This is a genomic window from Rhizocola hellebori (assembly GCF_016862955.1).
In the GTDB taxonomy this organism is placed as follows: domain Bacteria; phylum Actinomycetota; class Actinomycetes; order Mycobacteriales; family Micromonosporaceae; genus Rhizocola; species Rhizocola hellebori.
In genome coordinates this window covers 40,853-55,404 of the sequence record NZ_BONY01000061.1, presented here as the reverse complement: position 1 = coordinate 55,404, position 14,552 = coordinate 40,853, and the positions used below count along the sequence as shown (strand labels likewise).

The window sequence follows — 14,552 nt, the reverse complement described above, 5'->3', positions numbered from 1 at the left end:
CGCCAGAATTACAGCGGTTGACGTCGGCCTTTGCCGAGGCGGAAAGTGGTGCACATGGGCCTCGCGGTGTCTTGTCCGCGGTGCGGCGGCGTGTTGCGGCCGCCGGGGCTGGCTCATTCCCATTGGCTCTGCGACACGTGCGGCGTGGTGTCGCCGCTGCACACCTCTCGGCGTGTCAACGCCGACGCGCTCTCGGTCGCTGTCAACCGGGCGGCCGATACCGGCATCCCGGTGTGGTGCCCGTGGCCGCTGCCGGTGGGCTGGATGGTCAGCGGGTTCGCCTGGGCCGGCGACGACCGTGAGGGTGTCGTCGCGACCGCGCTGGCCTGCACCGGCCCCGCTCCGCTGGGTTCGGGCCCGGCCGATGTGCTGCTGGTCGCCGAGGAGCCGGGCACGGGCCTGGGCGCTTACATGGCCGGCTTCGCCGGCCCCGACCCCGGTCAGCTGCTGGCCGGAGCCGTTGCCGGACAAGAACCTCATGCCAAGGTGAAGGCGGCCGGAAGGCCGACTCCACTATGGTCGGTCGCCGTCCCCGAGGACCGCAGCGCCTACGCGGGTGAGGCGAAAGGACGGTGGTTGTTCGCCGTCAGCTGGCCCGCGCAGGCCGGATATCTGCTCGCCGAGACGTCGGTGCTCCATGACCTGTGCGAGTGGCTGCCACCTGAGCTGGTCTTCGGTGCCCCTACACCACGTTTGCCCTGCTCGCAGTAGGTGTTGAAACTTTCCTCTTCGGACTTTCACTCGCTTGCGGACTTGTGCCTTAATGATTCTGCGCGGGCATGGTTGCTGTTAGTCTGAGAATCGCTACGGCCAGGCACGACTGTGCACGTATGTATGTCCTGCATAGGGGATCGGCAGAGGGAGTTGGCCAGACATGGTTAAGAAGATCCTTACTTGGGGAGGCATTGCCTTTCTGGTCTTCTTCGTGGCGTTCCGACCCAGTGCGGCAGCAGACGTCGTGAAGACGCTGGGCAACACGCTCATCGACATCGGGAACGGCATCGGCGACTTCTTCAGCAGTTTGGTCTCCACAATCGCATGACCGGCGCGCTGGGGCCAGAGGAGCCGGAGGAGCAGCGCCGCGAGCGGGACACCGAGCAGATTCCCCGCACGCGTGCTGAGGCGCATCCTCCGCCTGATGAGGCTGACGAAAGGTCAACCCACTTCGTCGGCACTGCGAGCGTCGGCGCCTATGCCTCAGGTGGGGGCGCCACCGGCAGCCCCGTCCCGGCGGGAGACGAGTTTCCGCAGTTCTCCGAGGATGAGCTCGCCGAGCTGAGGTTCGATGCCACGGGTGCGCCGCTCGGCCGGCGGGTGATGCCGCTCGACGACGAGGCGAGCCCCATGGTGGCCCGCTACCTGTTCCCGACCGAGCGTTACCGGGGCGAGTGGAAGCGGCACTGGATCCACCTCACCAACCCGTTGCTGATCGGGGTGGTGGCCACCTTCGGGCTGGGCTACTTCTCCGGTTTCCTGACCAAGCTCGAGGTCGCGGGCGTGTGGGTGTTCGCGGTGGTCATCTGGGCCTTCATCATGGGCTGGATAGCCTGGCGTGTCGCCGATTGGTATTTCGACCGTTTCATCCTGACCAACAAGCGCCTGATGCTCGTCAACGGCCTGATCACCAGGCGGGTGGCGATGATGCCGTTGATCAAGGTGACGGACATGAAGTACGAGCAGTCGCCGCTGGGCCGGATGCTCAGTTATGGCACGTTCGTGCTGGAGTCGGCCGGCCAGGATCAGGCATTGCGCAAGGTCGATCACATGCCTAACCCCAACGAGGTTTACCTGCGTATAGTCGAGGAAATGTACGAGCCCGCCGCGGTGGAGGCTCGCCTCGGTCGTGCCGAAGAAGACGACTAGACGTTGCCTTCTCGGGGGTAGTTGCCCGACCCACATGTATGGCACTCTTTGCCTACCGTTCACGAGACGGCTGGTAAGGGAGGTGCGTTGGTGGGGGAACGATCGATGGAGGACGACTTCAGAGACTTCGTCACCGCTCGTTCGGCCGCGCTGCTCCGCACCGCCTACCTGCTGGCCGGCGATTGGGCGACCGCTGAAGACCTCCTGCAAACCGCGTTGACCAAGACCTACCTCGCCTGGAAACGGCTGGGCCAGATCGAGGCCGTTGAGCCCTATGCGCGCCGAGTGCTGGTTAACACCGCTACCAGCTGGTGGCGGCGCCGGTGGCACGGTGAGCGGCCCACCGAGTTCCTGCCCGAAAGGGCGGCTCCGGATCGGCTCGATGAGCAGCTGGAGCGCGACGCGCTGTGGCGACATGTGAAAGCTCTCCCCGGACGACAACGCGCCGTGCTTGTTCTGCGTTTCTACGAGGACATGTCTGAGGCGCAGACAGCAGCAATGCTCAACATCTCGGCGGGCACCGTGAAAAGCCAGACCTCTCGGGCCCTCGGGACGTTGCGGCAACGGCTCGCCGCCGAAGGCTTCAGTGCCCAGTTGCCCGGGCAGCAGGACGCAGCGCAGCTGCGCCCTGCACCCGCGGTGGTGCCTGTCGCCGAGGCCGAGCAGACCACCACGGTGCCACCGGTCGCGGTGCCCACTCAGCGGTCGGCGCCGCAGGACGCAGAGCAAGTGCGACCCGCGCCGGCACCGGTGTCGGTCGGGAGAGCCAGGCGGTAGACATGCTTGAGGACGACCTGCGCGAGATGTTCGGCGCTCGGGTGCGCACACCTCCGTCGGCATTGGATCCGGCCGGCGTCGCGATCTCGCGGGGCAGACGTGGCGTCCGCGGCCGGCGGCTCACCCTGATCACCGTGGCCTGCGTGGCGTTTGCCGCGATGCTCGGTGGCGCGGCCACCCTCAAGGGGATGTGGACGCCGCCGGGCGAGTTCACCGATGTGCTCACCTACGAAGGGCTCTTTGGGCGCGACATCGAGCAGCCGGAAAAGGCCGGCGCCGACCTGCCGACCATCGAGGTGCCGATCGATGTCCACGTGGGATCAGACCTGTGGACCGCCGATGGACGCAAACTGAGCCTGACCGGGATGAGCCAGGTCATCGAGGTGATCCGGGTTCCGGCGGGCTGGCTCTACACCGACGACTTCCGGCTGCGGCTGATGACTTTGGGCGGAAACTCCGTACCCATAAGGGACAACATCTCGTCCTGGGCGGTCAGCATGGACGGCAAGCGCGTGGTCACCGCGGGGGCTAGCGAAAGTCTCATGGTGACCGAGGCAGCCACCGGCGCCACGATCGAGGCGACTGTCCCCACCAAGACCCGGGCGGTGGGCTTCGCGGGCGGACATGTGATCCTTCAGCACGACGCCGCCGGCTTCGATCGCTGGGAAGCCGGAGTGCAGATCTACCAACAGACCTGGAACAACCGCCTGCTGGCCGTCTACGGCTCGAGCTCCGAGCAGACGCTGGGCCTGGTGGAGGAGAAGGGCGCGGTGTGCCTGAGCGACGTCGCCCCCACCGACCGGGGCTGGGCCGTCGGGCAGTCGCTGGGCTGCGGTGAGCTGCTGCGGGCTGCGGGCCGTGACCGGCTGGGGCGCGCTGACGTCTCGCTGTCGCCCGATGGCCGCTGGCTCGCTATCCCGTCTGACACGGGTGTGCAGGTGATCGATGTGGGACTGGCCCGCGCCACGGGCGAGCTGGCTGTTGCGCTGACCTGTCCGTCGGCGAGCCACGCCCCGGCGGTCTGGGCCGACGACAAGACGGTGCTCACCATCAGCAGCGCCTCCGGCATCGTGGCCTGCGGGATGGACGGCTCACGTGGCAAGGTGCCGCTGCCGTCCGGGGTGTCCACGGGATGGGCGCTGGTTCCGCGCTACGGAGTAAGCGCTTAGCCGCGGCCCGGTTCGTCAACCTGGAAACCTCCAGGCAGCGTGCTATTAGTCCAGGGTGAACATCAAGCTGTTCGGCGAGGTCTTTGTCACCCTGCTCGTGATCACGGATCCGCCGGGCATGGTCCCGATCTTCCTGGCGCTCACCGGGGCGATGTCGGCGCGCGACCGCAATCGGGCCGCGTTCAATGCCGTGGCGCTGGCGCTGGGTGTGATCGCGGTCTTCGCGGTGGGCGGCCGGACCATCCTGGAATACCTGCACATCGATCTTCCGGCGCTGCAGGGCGCGGGTGGGCTGCTGCTGGTCCTGGTCGCACTCGAGCTGCTGACGGGCAAGGCGGACAACCCCGATCAGATGAACACTTCGAATGTCGCGCTGGTGCCGCTCGGGACGCCGCTGCTCGCCGGGCCGGGTGCCATCGTGGCGACGATGCTTTTTGTTCAGCGATCCTCTTCCGGCTCCGACTACCTCGCGATCGGGGTGGCGATCGTGGCGGTCATGGTCGCGGTCTACCTGGTGTTGCGCTATTCAGGTTTCTTGGTACGCCTGCTGAAGCCGAGCGGCATCGAGGTGCTCACCCGGATCGCCGGCCTGCTGCTGGCCGCGATCGCGGTGCAGCTGATGGCCGACGCGGTGGGTGCCTTCGTGGAAAAGTACGCCCAATCCCACTGAATGTCGTACCGGCCTGGCAGCATCTGTTCATGTGAGCACTCCCAAACCGAGAGCCGAGCAGCTCGGGTTCGATCTCATGCCCGAGCGGCTCTTCGTTTGCACGCCAAGCAAACTGGCCAGCTACACCGACTGCCCGCGCAGATATAGATATAGCTATATTGATCGGCCCATGCCGCAGAAAGGCCCGCCCTGGGCACACAATTCGGTGGGCGCGAGCGTGCATACCGCTCTGCGCAACTGGTGGGATCTGCCGCAGCCGCAGCGCGTGCCGGGCTCGCTCTCCACGCTGTTGCGAGCCACCTGGGTGCGCGAGGGCTATCGCGACGAGGTGCAGCAGCGCGAGGTGTTCACGCGGGCGCTGGGCTGGCTTGAGGCCTATCTGGCGGGCCTTGACCCCGACTTCGAGCCGCTGGCGGTGGAGCGCACGGTGGCGGCCAAGACCGCGGTGATCGCGTTCAGCGGCCGCACCGACCGCATCGATCGCCGTGGCGACGAGCTGGTGATCGTCGACTACAAGACCGGCCGCACCGGGCTCGACAACGACGATGCCCGGGGCTCGTCAACCCTTGCGCTATATGCCTTTGCGGCCCAGCGCACGTTTCGCCGCCAGTGCCGTCGAGTCGAGTTGCACCACCTGCCCACCGGCACGGTGGCCGCGCACGAGCACACCGAGGAGTCGCTCAACCGGCAGGTGAGCCGCGCCGAGGCGACAGCGCAGGACATCGTGGCGGCGGAAAAGAGTGTGGCGCAAGGAGTTCCGGCCGACGACGCGTTTCCGACCCAGCCCGGTCCGATGTGCGGGTGGTGCGACTTCCGCAAGATCTGTCCCGCGGGTGTGGAGGCGCCGCAACGGGAAGCGTGGTCGGGGTTAGTCCTGCAGCGCTAGCAGTTTGCAGGCGGGGCAGAGACCCCAGTAGGTCACCTCGGCTTCGTCGATGTCGAAGCCGTGGGTGAGGTTGGGGTCCAGGCACGGGGCGGAGCCGACGGCGCAGTCCACGTCGGCGATGACGCCACAGCTGCGGCACACGATGTGGTGGTGGTTGTCGCCGGCGCGCGCCTCGTATCGGGCCGGGGATCCGGCCGGCTCTATTCGCCGGGCGAGCCCGGCGCGAGCCAGCGCCCCGAGGACGTCGTAGATGGCCTGGGTGGAGACGGAGTCGAGGCGGCTGCGTGCCAGCCGGGTTATCTCTTCCACCTCAAGATGGCCACCGTGACTGAGAATCTCGAGCACGGTGAGACGCGGCTTGGTCACTCGAAGACCACGCTCGCGAAGCAGGTTCTCACCGGATTGCATGCTGTCCATTTCACCAGGTAACTTGGACCGATTCAAGAAAACTGTGTGTTACGTGGTAACTGACACTTTCCTGGTTTGCTGATTTCCTACGGCGTCCCGCCGGGGGTATGCCATCGAATCGGATCGGTTTAGGCTTTCCAGATGATCGACGAGTTGTTCGGGCTTCCGGCCCACCCGCTAATTGTGCACGCGGCCGTGGTCTTCGGCCCACTGCTGGTGGCATCCGCTCTGGCCTATGCGTTCGTGCCCATGCTGCGTAAGTACCTGGGCTGGGTCGTCGTTTCGCTGGCCTTCGTGGCGCCCATCGCACTGTGGTTCGCGCGCTTGTCGGGGGAGGCGCTCCGGGACAGGCAAATCGCCAACGGAGCCCAGGGTCAGGCGCTCAAGGAAATTGACGTACATCAGGGCTTTGGGGAATTGGCCGCGTGGTGGGGCACTGGCCTGGGCCTGGCCGCGCTGGCCCTGGTGTATTACTGCACAACTGCGGGGCGGCGGCCCACTGTGCCAAGTTCTCGGGCGATCAGCTACGCGTTGATCGCGGTTACCGCGGTGCTTGCCGTGCTCACCGGTTACTACGTGTTCCGGACAGGTGACTCCGGCGCCAGGATGGTCTGGAGCTAGAACAAGCGCGAGCAGGCCAGCAGGAGCAATACGCCCAGCGCGGCGAACCCGATCGCGTAGGTGACCCAGCGGGCTCGATATTCGGCATCATCGATCGCGTCGTGGTCCACTCGCGGGAGTGGCCGCGGCGCGGTCACTGGATCCTCGTGGCGCAGGTGCCAGTCGGCGGTCGCCGGCTCGCCGGCGGGAGGGCCGGAATAGCCGACCGCGGCGGCTTGGGATTCCGTGCCCGGGGCGGGCCTGCGCCAGACTATGTCGCCCTCAGCCATTACTCTGCCCGTGTGAGTTACGACGATGAGCGCGTGGTCGAGCTGGACGACGATCTCCCGGTCCTGGTCGAGCAGACGCGCGACGACACGCCTGCCGGCTGGGGCGAGCGCGAAACCAGCAACGATGATCGACTGCTTGACGAGCGCCCGCCGCACTGGGATTGATGACGCGCATCGGTGCAGCATAGCCCGAATCGGGCAAACGCGTGCTTAGGCGGCAGAACTCGAGCTCGAGCTTGCGCTTGAGGCGGCGGGCTTCGACTCGGCCTGCTTCGGGGCGCTGTCTGACTTGGCGCTGTCGGACTTCTTCGCAGCGCCATCTGAAGATGACGATGACGACGACAGTGACGAAGAGGCGCCTGCCCGCGAGTCGGTCCGGTAGAAGCCGGAGCCCTTGAAGACCACTCCGATGCCGGAGAAGAGCTTGCGAAGCCGGCCCTCACACGCCGGACACTCGGTCAGCGGGTCGTCGGCAAAGGTCTGCACCGCCTCCAGCTGGTGGCCGCAAGCGGTGCACGCGTATTGGTAGGTCGGCACGGTTCGTCTCCTCGTTGGCACTCTCGGAACCCGAGTGCCAATAGTGCCCGATCGAGAGGTCATCTGTCTAACTTTGTGACGCCTATCGGTGTCAGCGCCCGGTGCACTTTGCGATCATGGGGCTCGTGAGGTACCTGGGCCAGGATCTCACCGTCGTGCAGCAGTGCCACCAGAAGCGCGCTCGAGGAAGCCCGGCTGAGAGCTCGGTCATAGCTGCCGCCGCCGCGCCCAAGCCGATAGCCGGTGACGTCGACGGCCAGCGCGGGCACGATGATCAGCTCGGCTTGCGAGATCGCTTGCGGGGCCAGGCGCTCCCCGCCGTCCAGGCCGGTCCAGGCGAGATCCTTGTCGGGCAGCAGCACCGGCACGATGACCTTGGAGGCGAGCGAAGCCACCAGGCCGGGCATCCCGGGGCCGCCGGGCTCGCTGCCAAAGGGGACGTATACCGCGACCGTGGTGGGCCTGACCTCGAGCAGGAGATTTTCCAGATGCCCGGCCAGCAGGTGCGCAGCCTTGCTGAGCTGCTCGGTTGTCAGTTCCGACCGGGCCGCGAGCAGGTCACGGCGCAGGGCTGCCTTGGCATTCATCTCAGGGGTAAGCATCGCACCCGGTCGGGTTCTCGTTGACAGTGCGTGACTCTGCGCGTACGTCTGACCACTGCCTTCCTGCTCATGGTGCTTGGCCCCGTCCTGCTCGGGGCGATATTCGTCGGCGCCTCGGTGGCCAAGGTGGGACAGGATCGCGCATCGGAGCGGCTCGACCTCGCGGCGAACTCGCTGCGAACCTCGGTCGGGGCGCTTTGCGGCCAGTTGCTCTCGGTGGCCGAGGCGGTCGCGGCGGCCGCCGACGAGCACCGGATGGCGGTCGGTGGCACCTTCGTGGCCAAGGGGCTCGCCAGCGGTATCCACATCGAACAGGGCGGCGGCGGCCAGACCACTGAAGCCGCGCCGCCACCGCCGTGGGCCGACTGCGCGGGGCCGGACAGTGCCGAGGAATCGGGTGCGGTCACCGGCTTTGAGGCGTTCGCGGCCAGCGTGACCTCTCCGGACGGCGGGTTGATGGTCTCGGCCGCGATAACGGTGGACGCCGCCTTGGTGCAAAGGCTAAGCGGGGCAAGCGGTGCGGAGGTCACCCTGCTCGCCGGGGCCGGGTTGGCCCGGCCGGCGGAGCGGGACATCGTGGGTCTGCGGCCGGTCGCTCTCAACGAACCCGCCCCGGCGCTGCACTCCACATTGGACGATTCGGGGGCGGTGGCCGCGTTGGCTGCCGCGCTGGCGGACGGCACGGTCGGCAAGACCGCCAACGGCGATCTCGTGCGCCGGATCGGGCCGGTACCGGGGCAGCCCTTGCCGCTAGCGGTGTCGCTTAGCGCTCAGCCTCCGCGCGGTACCTATGCATTGCTCATCTTCGTCGTTTTCACCACCGCGCTCGCCGCTGTCGGGGTGGCCTGGTGGCTGGCGCGCACGGCCACCAGCCCGCTAGCCGGCCTGGCCGCCGCCGCCGATCGGGTGGCCGCCGGTGAGCTGCAGACCCGAGTTCCGGCGCGCGGCAACGACGAGATCGCCCGGCTGGCCAACGCCTTCAACCACATGACACGGGAACTCGACATCTACGTCACCGCGCTGACAGCGAGCCGCGATCAACTGAGGGGCCATCTGGGGGTACTGGGAGACACCCTGTCGAGCACCCACGACCTCGACCGGATCCTTCAGGTCATTCTGCAGACGGCACGGCACGCCACGGGCGCCTCGGGCGGCATCGTGCTGCTGGCCGAATCCACCGGTGAGCTGGTGGGCAAATGCGCGGAGGGCCTGGGCATAGACGTGAGCCAGGTTCGGGTCGCCATTGGACAGGGACTGACCGGATCCGTTGCGGCGACCGGTGTTCCACGGCTAGGCCGGGTGGACGTCGATGGCCCGCGCCTGGATCCGGGCGAGCCGACCTGCCGAACCTACGTGGTGGTCCCGTTTTCCGCGCCAAGCCTGGCCGACAGCAACGGGGTCGGCCCCGCGCTGCCCGCCGCGCGCGGAGTACTGGCCCTCTACGACCGGCTCGGCCGCTCGTCGGCCTGCGACGACTTCGATGAGCCGGATCTGGTGACGTTGCGGACCTTTGCGGGTCAGGCGGCGGTCGCGGTCGACAACGTTCGCGTACACGAGGAAGCGCAGCGGCTGAGCGTGACCGACTCGCTTACCGGACTGTTCAACTACCGTTCGCTTCGCGAGACCGTGCGCCGCGAGGCCGAACGCGCGGGCCGCTTCGGTCGCAAGCTGGCCGTGCTGGCACTCGATCTCGACCACTTCAAGGAGATCAACGACCGCTACGGGCACGCCGCCGGTGACTCGGTGCTCGCCGAGTTCGCACAGCGCATCAAGTACGAGATACGTGAGGTCGATTTCGCTTTCCGGCAAGGTGGCGAGGAGTTCGTGGTGCTGCTGCCGGAGACCGACGAGGTGGGCGGGATGGCTGTGGCGGAACGGCTCTGCTGCGCGTTGCGCGCCACACCGATCACGCTGGTGGAAGGGATCGCGGTGACGGTGACGGTGTCGATCGGCGTGGCCGTGCTACCCGATCACGGCCAATCCGGCGCGGCGCTTTTGCGCGCCGCTGACGAGGCCCTTTACGCCGCCAAGACGGCCGGCCGGGACACCTTCCGGGTGGCCGGAGATGTCTCATATCCGGCTGGGAACATGGTTGGCGGCGCGTCGAGCAGCCCACACGCGCCGAGGCAGGCTCAGGGCCGTTAGTCTCGCGGCATGTCGGAGCGCACCCCTGTTCGTGCTGTCAAGGCGGTTATTCCCGCGGCTGGTCTGGCCACCCGCTTCCTGCCCGCTACCAAAGCGGTGCCCAAGGAGCTGCTTCCGGTGGTGGATCGTCCTGTGCTGCAGTACATCGTGGAGGAAGCGGCCGCCGCTGGGATCAACGATGTTCTATTGATCACGGGACGCGGCAAGACCAGCATGGTCGACCATTTCGATCCACATCCATATCTCGAGTCCCGGCTGGAAGCCAAGGGAGACTTGACCAGGCTCGCGGCGGTGCGGCGCACCTCCGATCTGGCCGAGATCTACACCTGCCGCCAGGGCGAGCCGCTGGGACTGGGTCACGCGGTGTCCTATGCCGAGTCCCATGTCGGCTCATCACCGTTCGCGGTGTTGCTGGGCGACGAATTCACTGAAGAGGACTCACCTTTGCTGCCCGGGATGATCGATCTGCAGGCGCAGACCGGGGGGATCGTGCTGGCGTTCATCGAGGTGCCCGACGACGAGGTGAACCGCTACGGCATCGCCTCGGTGCAGACCGACGCCGGATTCGGAGACGACATCGTCCGTGTCACCGGATTGGTGGAAAAACCGCCCATCGGGGAGGCGCCCAGCAACCTGGCCGTGGTCGGCCGCTATGTCCTTCCCAGCGGCATCTTCGACGCGATCCGGCGCACCAAACCGGGCAGCGGCGGCGAGATCCAGCTGACCGACGCCATGGCGCTGATGCTCGAAGAGGGGACCCCGGTGCACGGCATCGTCTACCGTGGAATCCGCTACGACACGGGGATGCCACTGGGTTACCTGCAGACCATCGTGCAACTCGCGAGTCAGCGGGAAGATCTCGGTCCGGCCTTTACCGAATGGTTGCGGGATTTCGTAGGTTCTCTTCCCGCGGAGAACGCGGAGGGAAATAGAGCATGACCGAGCTTGTCGAGGTCATCGTGAAATTGAGATTCATTCATGCCTTCGCCGAAAGCGATTGCCGACGCCAGGAGGCAATGGCATGACTTCGACGGTCGGGGCGCTCGATCCGGCTATGTCACCCGATGCTGAGCTGACCCCGCTGGCCGATTACCTCGGCAGCGTGCTGCGCAGACTTCGGGCCCTGCCAGCGTTGGATCTCGACCTGACCCAGGCACACGGCAATGTGCTCGCCGAGAATGTGCTTGCCCCCCATCCCTATCCGGCCTTCGACCAGGCTGCCATTGACGGGTACGCGGCGCGCTCGGAGGACATCTCCCACGCGGTGCCGTCACGGCCGGCCCGGCTCAGCGTCGTCGGCGACCTGGCCGCCTCCAGCTGGCGGCCCTCCCGGCTGACCCTGGGCACATGTTTCTCGGTCGCCGCTGGGGCACCGCTGCCGGTCTCGGCCGACGTGGTGATCCCAGGCGAGTGGACCGATCAGGGCATGGCCTCGGTCGAGGTTAAGCAGCCGGCCAAGCGTGGCTACGGCATCCGGCGCATCGGCGAGGTGATGCCCGAAGGAGCCGTGCTGGCCAAGGCGGGGGGAACGGTTACCCCGGCGCTGGTCGGAGTCCTTGCGGCGTGCGGGATAGGGCATGTGGTGGTGCGGCCGTCGCCACGTGTCGTCATCATCTCCACCGGCGACGAGCTGGTCGAGGCGGGCCGGGTCTCCCAGCCGGGCCAGGTGGTCGACGTCAACTCGCACGCGCTGACCGCGGCCACGGCGGAAGCGGGGGCGCACGCCTATCGGGTCGGCATCTGTGACGACGACCCGGAAGCGCTGCGGGCGCTCATCGATGACCAGACCGGGCGGGCCGACCTCATCATCACCACCGGCGGATCCGGGACGGGTCCGGGGGACATGGTTCGTCGGATTCTGTCCCGGCGGGACGGCAGCCGGACCGGAAACGTCGTTTTCACCGAGGTTTCCCTTGCCCCCTGCGGGACCTTGGGCTTCGGGACGGTGGGCAGCGTGATCGAGGTGCCGATCGTCTGTCTGCCCGGCGAGCCGGGGGCTGCATTGATTGGCTTCGAAGTGTTGGCTCGTCCGGTGATCCAGGTGCTGTCCGGCGCGGAGCCGGTATTCCGGCCGTCTGTGCGCGGTCACCTGCTGGAAACGGTCATCTCGCCGACCGGGCTGCGCGAGTTCCGGCCCGCGGTGGTGGCCGAGCGCCGCGGCGGGGGGTACACGGTGCAACCACTGCCGGGCGGGCCTCGTACCCTGGCAGGCATGGCAGAGGCGAACGCGCTCCTCGTTCTCGGTGAGCGGGTGACAAGCGCCCCGGCGGGATCCACGGTCGACGTTCTCCTGCTCGACCGGCGCCGATGAGCACCATCGGTTATCCCGCGGTCCTCGCGGAAGGCGATGTACTGCTGCGTCCCTATGAGCGCCGCGACGCCGTGCCCTGGTCGCAAGTGCGCATGTTCAACGAGCGATGGCTGCGGCCCTGGGAGGTGACCCCGGGCGGAACGTGGGCGGAGAGCAACTCGGTGGCCGCTTTCCACCTGGTGCGCCGCTCGTTCAAAGCGGGCGCTCGCAGCGGCGAGTCGATGCCGTTCGCGCTGTGTTACCAAGGCCGTTTCGTCGGCCACATCGGCCTCGGCAACATCGTGCGGCGCGCGTTTTCCTCCGCATATTGCGGGTACTGGATCGACTCCCGCGTGGCGGGCCTCGGCATCATGCCCACCGCGCTGGCGCTGCTGGTCGACCACGCCTTCCACGCCGGCCGGCTGCACCGCATCGAGGTCAACATCCGGCCGGAGAACAAGGCCTCCCGCCGGGTGGTGGAAAAGCTGGGACTGCGGGAAGAGGGCTATCACCCGCACTACATGTACATCGATGGCGGCTGGCGCGACCATGTCGGATATGCCGTGACCTGGGAAGACCTGAACCGCGAGGGTGGCCTGCTGGCAAGGTGGCGCCGCGTGCGCACCTCGTGACGGATAGGCGTAGCCAGGCGCTCACGGAGTGGTGCCAGCCTATTTGGTGATCACGCCAGTAGCCTGCGAACGTGCCCACCTCGGTGCTCCTCGCCGTCCTCGCCGCCGCCGGGTTGCTTGCCCTGGCGCCGGCGTTGGTGCGCAGGTATGACGCCACCGAGCGGCTCATCGCCGAACGGGCACTGTCCACCGCCCGTGTTCTGTCCCGGCGTCGCCGCGCCCGGACCACCCCCGGACGCCAGCCGGTCAACCCGCCGTCCTGGCTCCTGGCCGAGCCGCCCCGCCTTCAGCTGGTCGACGAAGACTTCAGACCGCCCGCTTCCCGCCGGCCCCGGCACCGCCCCAGCGTCTACCGCCGGCGACGGGTTCTCTCCGCGCTGGCATTGCTCAACCTGGTCCAGCTGATCGGGGTGGTGTTGGTCAGCCCCGGCTTCTGGATCAGCTTCACCGTCACCGCGGCCATGCTTCTGCTCTACCTCGGCCATCTGCGCGGTCAGGCGCTGCGCATGGCTCGCCGCCGCCGGGCCGAAGCGCGCCAGGCAGCCTGGCTCGCGGAGCAGCAGGCCCAGGTCCGGCTGGCCCAGGAACGCCGCGCCCAGGCCCGGCGCGAAGCCGCGCGCCTGCTCGAAGAGGAGCTGCTGCGGGCGCAGGAGGCCATGCGAGAACTGGCCGAGCAAGCGGCCGCGGCCGCCGTGGCCGAACGCGGAAAACGGGTCGCCACCATCTCTTACCGCAAGGTGGCCGGGGTCCGCGGGCGCGCCTACGAGGTCGGTCCAGCCGCGTGATCGAGGTGTGCTAACGTTGTCCGGTCCTTGGGGATGTGGCGCAGTCTGGTAGCGCACCTCGTTCGCATCGAGGGGGTCAGGGGTTCGAGTCCCCTCATCTCCACATAGCTCAGCGGCTATCTTGCTTAGATCAAGGTGGCCGCTGACTGCTATTCCGGCGCGTGCAAAGCAACGCGCGGCAGATCGCCCTGAAAGGCGAACTGCTATTTGGCGAAGGAAATGATCGCGGTTTCGAGGCAGCGGTACATGGCGTCGAAGCGCTCCAGCACGTGGTCGAGCATCAGGGCGGCGACGCCGTCGACGGCGCGGGTGATGCGCTGGTCGACGTCGCCTTCCTCGGCGTCGTCGGCGAAGACGAGGCTCCAGATGGTCAGCTCCAGCGTGGCCTGGGCGACCTCTGGCGCGCTGCCGGGATGACGCTGGGTCTCCCGCCGCACGGCGGCATCCACGAGCTGGATGGTGGCCACGTCGGGCGGGCAGCGCAGCGCGGTGGCCAATGCCTTGTCCCTGATTCGCTGATAGCACAGCTCGAGGTCGGTGGCGAGTTGAGCGAGTAAGCCACCTAGCTCTTCATTGAGGACAGTCGGCCAGTAGGCGGAGGGCTTCGCGACCAAACGGCTGCGCGTGTGCTCCTGCACCTGTCCCAGATCTATCGATACGCGTCGCAGCACGAGTAGTCTGTTACGTGCGGCGGCCTGTACCAGTACGAGACGCCAGCCGCTGCCAGCCCTCCGGCTGCGGCGCCTGGCGGCAATCGACATCCTGGTCCGCGGAACCATTGCAGGTCACCTCGACTGTCCATGGAATGCGAGCGAAATCGAACCCTATTCCGTGTTTCACTCACGCGGAAACAGCCCAGTTACTCATAGCGCTATCGAGGGATTACTCAATTGGCTAT

At 67.3% G+C, this 14,552-nt stretch carries 19 protein-coding genes and 1 tRNA gene; 15 read left to right on the top strand and 5 right to left on the bottom strand.

Features of this window, described 5'->3' with window-relative positions; translation table 11 throughout:
- Nucleotides 1-90 precede the first annotated feature (90 nt).
- The 7 genes from Rhe02_RS35645 to Rhe02_RS35615 all read left to right on the top strand — a co-directional run bounded on the left by Rhe02_RS35645 (nt 91) and on the right by Rhe02_RS35615 (nt 5,365).
- A complete protein-coding gene (locus Rhe02_RS35645; RefSeq protein WP_373320757.1) occupies nt 91-711 on the top strand; it encodes a DUF6758 family protein in 621 nt (206 codons plus the stop codon).
- A 163-nt stretch (nt 712-874) separates the two neighbouring features.
- The gene (locus Rhe02_RS35640) at nt 875-1,042 is read left to right on the top strand and encodes a hypothetical protein (protein ID WP_203912853.1); all 168 of its coding nucleotides are present in this window, start codon (nt 875-877) and stop codon (nt 1,040-1,042) included.
- On the top strand, nt 1,039-1,863 hold the full coding sequence (locus Rhe02_RS35635; RefSeq protein ID WP_203912852.1) for a PH domain-containing protein: 825 nt from the start codon (nt 1,039-1,041) through the stop codon (nt 1,861-1,863). Before Rhe02_RS35640 ends, Rhe02_RS35635 begins: the two co-directional genes overlap by 4 nt.
- Nucleotides 1,864-1,953: 90 nt before the next feature.
- Complete coding sequence (locus Rhe02_RS35630; RefSeq protein WP_373320756.1) at nt 1,954-2,640, top strand: SigE family RNA polymerase sigma factor; 687 nt, start codon at nt 1,954-1,956, stop codon at nt 2,638-2,640.
- Nucleotides 2,641-2,642: 2 nt separating this feature from the next.
- Entirely contained in the window at nt 2,643-3,809 is a 1,167-nt protein-coding gene (locus tag Rhe02_RS35625; RefSeq protein WP_203912851.1) for a hypothetical protein, read from the top strand.
- Nucleotides 3,810-3,864: 55 nt separating this feature from the next.
- Nucleotides 3,865-4,479, top strand: a complete 615-nt coding sequence (locus tag Rhe02_RS35620; protein ID WP_203912850.1) for a MarC family protein — start codon at nt 3,865-3,867, stop codon at nt 4,477-4,479.
- 76 nt (nt 4,480-4,555) lie between these two features.
- Nucleotides 4,556-5,365, top strand: coding sequence for a RecB family exonuclease (locus Rhe02_RS35615; protein ID WP_203912860.1), 810 nt, complete (start codon nt 4,556-4,558; stop codon nt 5,363-5,365).
- Here the strand turns inward: Rhe02_RS35615 and Rhe02_RS35610 are convergent.
- On the bottom strand, nt 5,348-5,773 hold the full coding sequence (locus tag Rhe02_RS35610; protein WP_203912861.1) for a Fur family transcriptional regulator: 426 nt from the start codon (nt 5,771-5,773) through the stop codon (nt 5,348-5,350). The two genes, Rhe02_RS35615 and Rhe02_RS35610, sit on opposite strands and share 18 nt — an antisense overlap.
- Before the next feature lie 141 nt (nt 5,774-5,914).
- Between Rhe02_RS35610 and Rhe02_RS35605 the strand changes: the two genes are divergently transcribed.
- A complete protein-coding gene (locus Rhe02_RS35605; protein WP_203912849.1) occupies nt 5,915-6,394 on the top strand; it encodes a DUF2231 domain-containing protein in 480 nt (159 codons plus the stop codon).
- Here Rhe02_RS35605 and Rhe02_RS35600 read toward each other — a convergent pair.
- Entirely contained in the window at nt 6,391-6,663 is a 273-nt protein-coding gene (locus tag Rhe02_RS35600; protein WP_203912848.1) for a hypothetical protein, read from the bottom strand. The two genes, Rhe02_RS35605 and Rhe02_RS35600, sit on opposite strands and share 4 nt — an antisense overlap.
- 12 nt (nt 6,664-6,675) lie before the next feature.
- Between Rhe02_RS35600 and Rhe02_RS35595 the strand changes: the two genes are divergently transcribed.
- The gene (locus Rhe02_RS35595; RefSeq protein ID WP_203912847.1) at nt 6,676-6,828 is read left to right on the top strand and encodes a hypothetical protein; all 153 of its coding nucleotides are present in this window, start codon (nt 6,676-6,678) and stop codon (nt 6,826-6,828) included.
- Between the two features lie 45 nt (nt 6,829-6,873).
- On the opposite strand, the gene Rhe02_RS35590 is transcribed toward Rhe02_RS35595, so the two are convergent.
- Both Rhe02_RS35590 and Rhe02_RS35585 read right to left on the bottom strand, forming a co-directional pair.
- Nucleotides 6,874-7,200, bottom strand: coding sequence for an FmdB family zinc ribbon protein (locus Rhe02_RS35590; RefSeq protein ID WP_203912846.1), 327 nt, complete (start codon nt 7,198-7,200; stop codon nt 6,874-6,876).
- 59 nt (nt 7,201-7,259) lie between these two features.
- The gene (locus tag Rhe02_RS35585) at nt 7,260-7,802 is read right to left on the bottom strand and encodes a 5-formyltetrahydrofolate cyclo-ligase (protein ID WP_203912845.1); all 543 of its coding nucleotides are present in this window, start codon (nt 7,800-7,802) and stop codon (nt 7,260-7,262) included.
- A gap of 30 nt (nt 7,803-7,832) precedes the next feature.
- Here Rhe02_RS35585 and Rhe02_RS35580 point away from each other — a divergent pair, with 30 nt between their 5' ends.
- The 6 genes from Rhe02_RS35580 to Rhe02_RS35555 all read left to right on the top strand — a co-directional run bounded on the left by Rhe02_RS35580 (nt 7,833) and on the right by Rhe02_RS35555 (nt 13,757).
- Nucleotides 7,833-9,947 (top strand): diguanylate cyclase, encoded by a 2,115-nt coding sequence (locus Rhe02_RS35580; RefSeq protein WP_203912844.1) that lies wholly within the window; start codon nt 7,833-7,835, stop codon nt 9,945-9,947.
- Nucleotides 9,948-9,956: 9 nt separating this feature from the next.
- Entirely contained in the window at nt 9,957-10,886 is a 930-nt protein-coding gene (locus tag Rhe02_RS35575) for a UTP--glucose-1-phosphate uridylyltransferase (protein ID WP_203912843.1), read from the top strand.
- Between the two features lie 115 nt (nt 10,887-11,001).
- Nucleotides 11,002-12,258 carry a molybdopterin molybdotransferase MoeA gene (locus Rhe02_RS35570; protein ID WP_373320758.1) on the top strand — a complete coding sequence of 419 codons (1,257 nt, stop codon included), beginning with the start codon at nt 11,002-11,004 and terminating at the stop codon, nt 12,256-12,258.
- Nucleotides 12,255-12,869 (top strand): GNAT family N-acetyltransferase, encoded by a 615-nt coding sequence (locus Rhe02_RS35565; protein ID WP_203912841.1) that lies wholly within the window; start codon nt 12,255-12,257, stop codon nt 12,867-12,869. The genes Rhe02_RS35570 and Rhe02_RS35565 overlap by 4 nt, the downstream gene beginning before the upstream one ends.
- A gap of 71 nt (nt 12,870-12,940) precedes the next feature.
- Entirely contained in the window at nt 12,941-13,654 is a 714-nt protein-coding gene (gene sepX, locus Rhe02_RS35560; protein WP_203912840.1) for a divisome protein SepX/GlpR, read from the top strand.
- 29 nt (nt 13,655-13,683) lie between these two features.
- A tRNA-Ala gene (locus tag Rhe02_RS35555) sits at nt 13,684-13,757 on the top strand.
- A gap of 100 nt (nt 13,758-13,857) precedes the next feature.
- Here Rhe02_RS35555 and Rhe02_RS35550 read toward each other — a convergent pair.
- The gene (locus Rhe02_RS35550; protein ID WP_203912839.1) at nt 13,858-14,325 is read right to left on the bottom strand and encodes a hypothetical protein; all 468 of its coding nucleotides are present in this window, start codon (nt 14,323-14,325) and stop codon (nt 13,858-13,860) included.
- Nucleotides 14,326-14,552: the final 227 nt, after the last annotated feature.

What these genes read in the sequence shown, in the direction of transcription:
- Rhe02_RS35570 (WP_373320758.1), top strand. Translation starts at nt 11,002, where the DNA reads ATGTCACCCGATGCTGAGCTGACCCCGCTGGCCGATTACCTCGGCAGC.
- Rhe02_RS35585 (WP_203912845.1), bottom strand. Translation starts at nt 7,802, where the DNA reads ATGCTTACCCCTGAGATGAATGCCAAGGCAGCCCTGCGCCGTGACCTG.
- Rhe02_RS35605 (WP_203912849.1), top strand. Translation starts at nt 5,915, where the DNA reads ATGATCGACGAGTTGTTCGGGCTTCCGGCCCACCCGCTAATTGTGCAC.
- Rhe02_RS35610 (WP_203912861.1), bottom strand. Translation starts at nt 5,773, where the DNA reads ATGCAATCCGGTGAGAACCTGCTTCGCGAGCGTGGTCTTCGAGTGACC.
- Rhe02_RS35575 (WP_203912843.1), top strand. Translation starts at nt 9,957, where the DNA reads ATGTCGGAGCGCACCCCTGTTCGTGCTGTCAAGGCGGTTATTCCCGCG.
- Rhe02_RS35600 (WP_203912848.1), bottom strand. Translation starts at nt 6,663, where the DNA reads ATGGCTGAGGGCGACATAGTCTGGCGCAGGCCCGCCCCGGGCACGGAA.
- Rhe02_RS35640 (WP_203912853.1), top strand. Translation starts at nt 875, where the DNA reads ATGGTTAAGAAGATCCTTACTTGGGGAGGCATTGCCTTTCTGGTCTTC.
- Rhe02_RS35625 (WP_203912851.1), top strand. Translation starts at nt 2,643, where the DNA reads ATGCTTGAGGACGACCTGCGCGAGATGTTCGGCGCTCGGGTGCGCACA.
- Rhe02_RS35565 (WP_203912841.1), top strand. Translation starts at nt 12,255, where the DNA reads ATGAGCACCATCGGTTATCCCGCGGTCCTCGCGGAAGGCGATGTACTG.
- Rhe02_RS35635 (WP_203912852.1), top strand. Translation starts at nt 1,039, where the DNA reads ATGACCGGCGCGCTGGGGCCAGAGGAGCCGGAGGAGCAGCGCCGCGAG.
- Rhe02_RS35615 (WP_203912860.1), top strand. Translation starts at nt 4,556, where the DNA reads ATGCCCGAGCGGCTCTTCGTTTGCACGCCAAGCAAACTGGCCAGCTAC.